The organism is Candidatus Methylomirabilota bacterium (genome assembly GCA_027293415.1).
Taxonomy (GTDB): Bacteria; Methylomirabilota; Methylomirabilia; order Methylomirabilales; family CSP1-5; genus CSP1-5.
The window spans coordinates 1-4,587 of sequence record JAPUFX010000011.1; the positions used below are offsets into that span (position 1 = coordinate 1).

The 4,587-nt window shown below is 60.8% G+C and carries 4 protein-coding genes; all 4 read left to right on the top strand.

The window, feature by feature from the left end:
* Nucleotides 1-1,552 (top strand): methylmalonyl-CoA mutase family protein (locus tag O6929_00830; GenBank protein MCZ6478939.1); only part of this gene is annotated, 1,552 nt, incomplete at its 5' end.
* A gap of 45 nt (nucleotides 1,553-1,597) precedes the next feature.
* Complete coding sequence (locus tag O6929_00835; GenBank protein ID MCZ6478940.1) at nucleotides 1,598-1,954, top strand: four helix bundle protein; 357 nt, start codon at nucleotides 1,598-1,600, stop codon at nucleotides 1,952-1,954.
* A 312-nt stretch (nucleotides 1,955-2,266) separates the two neighbouring features.
* Nucleotides 2,267-2,698 (top strand): methylmalonyl-CoA epimerase, encoded by a 432-nt coding sequence (gene mce, locus O6929_00840; GenBank protein ID MCZ6478941.1) that lies wholly within the window; start codon nucleotides 2,267-2,269, stop codon nucleotides 2,696-2,698.
* Between the two features lie 434 nt (nucleotides 2,699-3,132).
* The coding region (locus O6929_00845; GenBank protein MCZ6478942.1) for a VCBS repeat-containing protein at nucleotides 3,133-4,587 on the top strand (1,455 nt) is incomplete at its 3' end.

Consider the following 4,587-nt stretch of genomic DNA (forward strand, 5'->3'; position numbering starts at 1 on the left):
GGTCGAGCGCCTCTACACCCCTCTCGATCTCGCCGAATGGGAGTACCGGTCGCAGCTCGGGTTTCCCGGGGAGTATCCGTTCACCCGGGGTGTCCAGCCCACCATGTATCGCGGCCGCCTCTGGACGATGCGGCAGTACGCCGGCTTCGGGACGGCGGAAGAGACCAATCGCCGGTTTCGGTATCTCTTAGAGCAGGGCCAGACCGGCCTGAGCGTGGCCTTCGACCTGCCGACCCAGATCGGCTACGACTCCGACGCACCCGAGGCCCATGGAGAGGTGGGCAAGGTGGGGGTCGCCATCGATTCGCTCGAGGACATGGAACGCCTCTTGGACGGCATCCCTCTGGGTCGGGTCAGCACCTCCATGACGATCAATGCCACCGCCGCCATCTTGCTCAGCATGTACGTGGCGGTGGGAGAGAAGCAGGGCGTTCCACCCGAGAAGCTGAACGGGACCGTGCAGAACGACATCCTGAAGGAGTACATCGCCCGGGGAACCTATATCTTTCCGCCGACGCCCTCTATGCGCCTCATCACCGATCTGTTCGCTTTTGGCGCGGAACGGATGCCCCGATGGCATCCCATCAGCATCAGCGGCTACCACATCCGGGAAGCGGGCGCCACGGCCGTGCAGGAGCTCAGCTTTACGCTCGCCGACGCGGTGGCCTATGTAGAGGCGGCGGTCAAGGCGGGACTGAATGTGGACACCTTTGCCTCGCAGCTCTCGTTCTTCTTTGCCTGTCACAATAACTTCTTCGAGGAAGTGGCCAAATTCCGGGCCGCGCGACGCCTCTGGGCCTCCCTGATGCGGGAGCGCTTCGGGGCCGAAAATCCTCAATCCTGGATGCTGCGGTTCCACACCCAGACGGCTGGCGTGACCCTGACGGCCCAGCAGCCGGACAACAACGTCATCCGCGTGGCGCTCCAGGCACTCGCGGCGGTCCTGGGGGGAACCCAGTCGCTCCACACCAACTCCCGGGACGAGGCGCTGGGGCTGCCCACGGAAGACTCGGCGCGCATTGCCTTGCGGACCCAGCAAATCATCGCATACGAAAGCGGCGCGGCCGATGTGGTGGATCCGTTAGGCGGCTCGTATTACCTCGAGAGGCTCACCGATCGGCTCGAGGAAGAGGCCCGGCAGTATCTTGCCCGCATCGATGCACTCGGCGGGATGCTCAGGGCGATCGAGATGGGCTACGTCCAGAAAGAGATCCAAGAGTCGGCCTACCGGGAGCAAGGGCAGGTAGAGCGTAAGGCCAAGGTCGTGGTGGGTCTCAATGAATATGTGATGACGGAAAAGGTCAAGGCCCCCGTCTTCCGGGTGGATTCGCGGATCGAAGAAGACCGACGGCGTGAGCTAGAGAACCTGCGGCGGCGGCGGGATGCCGGGGTGGTGGAGCGGACGCTCGCGGACCTTAACGCGGCGGCCCGTGAAAATGTCAATCTCCTTCCCCCCATTCTGGCGGCAGTCAAGGCCTATGCCACCATCGGCGAGATCTGCCACGTGTTGCGACAGGTTTTCGGCGAGCATCGCGAGAACATCACCGTCTAGGGGTGGGGTGTTCAGGGTTCACGGTTCAGGGTTCATGGCAAAAGCATGGGTTTCGATTTCGAAAAGCTCGATGTTTATCAAGAGTCGCTGGGTTTTGCCGATTCGGTTTACGAGCTTACTGCAAAATTTCCGACAGATGAGACCTATGGACTCACAGCGCAACTTCGAAGAGCTGCTGTGTCTGTAGCAGTGAATATTGCGGAAGGAAGTGGGAGATCGAAGAAGGAGTTCGCCCACTATCTCAGAATGGCGCGCACCTCTATTTGGGAGTGTGTTCCGTTGTTGACTATCGCACAGCGGCAGGGTTACTTAGGCGAGAACGGTTTCGGAATGTTTTACAGGCGCTGTGAGAGCCTATCGAAGATGCTTTCGAAGCTCATCAATTCCATTCGGCGGGTTTAGGTCTTTACCCTGAACCCTGAACTCTGAACCCTGAACGGTGGTTATCTGTCCTGTGAACCGTGAACTGTGATTAAGCGGGCGGCGCACATCGCCATTGCAGTCCGGAGCGCCAACAGGTGTGGTATAAAGTGAACTGACCTGAGGTATTTTTGCCCCAACCGGTCACCTCAGCCCTGAACCTGCTTGTGTGATCTTCCTTCGCCATGTCACCTTTAAAATCAAAGAGTTGGACCACATTCCGCCTGGCACGAAATGGGGATGGCACTCCCCTTGCTAGGACGCGATCACACACCCGTGTCTTTGCCGCGAACGATGATTAAGAAAGTGGCCCACATCGCCGTTGCGGTTCGCAGCGTGGACCAAGCCTCACGGTTCTTCGAAACGGTGCTGGGGCTTCATTGCGAGCGGACCGAGGTGGTAGAGACGGAAAAGGCAAAAGTTGCCTTCCTTCCGGTCGGGGATACCGAAATCGAACTCGTCGAGGGCGTGGGAAAGGGAAACCCCCTCGAGAAATTTCTGGAGAAGCGAGGGGAGGGCATTCACCATATCTGCCTCGAGGTCGCGAATCTGGACGAAAGCATGAAACAGCTCCGGGAGGCCGGGGTTCCCCTGCTCGATGATGCTCCCCGGCCCGGGGCAGATGGCACCCGGGTGGCCTTCATTCATCCCAAGGGGGCCCACGGCATCCTGATCGAACTGGTCGAAGTACCAGGTTCTGGCCAGTCGCTGAACCCTGAACCCTGAACCCCCAAGGGAGCCCCATGCAACCCCGTTTGAAACGGGACTTGCCCGTAGGGAGAGCGCACATTTTGCTTGACAGCGGGGGCAGGGGGGTGATAAATACCTTTTGCTTATTTTTCCTGACTTTAAACTCACGTTTCCAGGAGGGAAAGTATCGGGAGAAGACCTACGCCGACGAAGGGTGGGCCGGTCAGGCGCAATTCGAGTTACGGACTTATGAAATTCTTTTTTCTTCCCTCTGATGGTCCCTGTCAGAGGGAGAGTGATTCGTGTCGTCGGGACCGACTGAGAGGCTCCCCAAAAACTCCCTTCCTGTTGTCACTCCCGTTGATCGGCGTAATCGAGCAGGAGTACCGGTGAAGGCGACCTCGCTAGTGATGTCGGTGCTACTCCTGGGGCTCACAGGGACAGGTGTGCACGCTGAACCCGCATCCTCGGTGAGCAGTGCGGCAGATCAGGCGGCCCGCCAAGTCGCCGAGGCCTTCAAACCGCTTTGGGGGACGGTCCTGTCTTCTCTTCCGAACAATCGTTATCTCCTCGACGTCACCGCTGAAAGTGGTGCGTACGTGGGGATGGAACTGGAGATCTTCCGCGAAGGAGAGCCCTTCAGGCATCCGGTCACCGGTCAAGTCCTCGGCCGGATGGATCTCCCGGTGGGAGTGGTCCGGTTGGTAGAGGTCCAGGACCAGTTTTCCGTCGCCGAGATAGTCCAGCTCGAAGAAGGGGAAAAGTGCCGGCAGGGAGACGGGGTCCGTGTGAGCAAGGCGCGGATCCTCGCCGGGCTGGCCCATGTCACCTCCTCGGTGATGGACGAACGGCAGGCCCGGATTCTACATCGCGAGATCGAGGCCGCGCTGCTCAAGACCGGCCGCTTCGAGGTGATCGACGAGCGGATGATGCGCGCGACCCTGACCAAGGAGCAGGTGGCCGATACCACCGCGCTGACCGACCCTCGCGTCCTCGAGATCCTGCGCCAGACGCTGCGGCTGCACGCGGTGATTTTTCCGGTCGTGCGCTCGGCCGAAGGCGGGTTGAATGTCGAACTCAAGGTCGTCTCGACCTTCTCCGGCCGGCCACTCTATCTGGCGAGCGCCGAGGTGCGGATGGCAGCCGCGGCTCCGACGGCACCCGCACAACAGCAAGTGAAGCCTCAGACACCTGCCCCGTCCCCGCAGCCGGCTGTGGCGCCCCCGGCCGAGGATGTTCCCCAACCGGCCTGGCTGGGTCCACCGGGCCAACGGTCCAAGGACAGCTTTTTGGCTGTCCCGTACATGGGCATTCCCAGTGCGCGGCTCGACCTGGGCCCCGAGTATGATGGGGAGCTCCGGGGCATCGCGGTGGCTGACTTCACCGGCGATGGGCGAAAGGAGGTCGCGACAGCCCTCCACAATCGGATTTCCATTTACGCTGTCCAGGGAAAGGCCTTTCGCCTGCTCTGGTCGAGCAAGGACCAGTCGTGGGAACGGTATACCAACATTCTGGCGCTGGATGCGGCCGACATCAACGGCAACGGTGCGGCCGAGATCTTCGTGACGAGCTATTACGGAGGGGAGCCCAACTCGTTTGTCCTGGAGTTGCAGAAGGGGGAGTGGGTCCGGACCTGGACGGATGTGGATCTGTTCTTCCGGGTCCTTCACGACGGCCAGGACCGGCCGGTCCTGTACGCGCAACGGGTGGGACAGGAGACGCTCTTTCCCAAAGGCGTGAGGATCTATGTGGCGGAGAATGGCCACTACGAGCGAAAGGCCGAGCCGAAGCTACCCCGCGGAACGTACATCTATACCTGTGCCGTCGGCGACGTGCAGAACACCGGCAGGAAGCAGGTCGTCCAGATCAATGACTCACGTCGACTGCGCCTGTGGAGCGGTGGCAAGCTCAAGTCCGAGCCATCA

What these genes read in the sequence shown, in the direction of transcription:
- O6929_00835 (MCZ6478940.1), top strand. Translation starts at nt 1,598, where the DNA reads ATGGGTTTCGATTTCGAAAAGCTCGATGTTTATCAAGAGTCGCTGGGT.
- mce (MCZ6478941.1), top strand. Translation starts at nt 2,267, where the DNA reads ATGATTAAGAAAGTGGCCCACATCGCCGTTGCGGTTCGCAGCGTGGAC.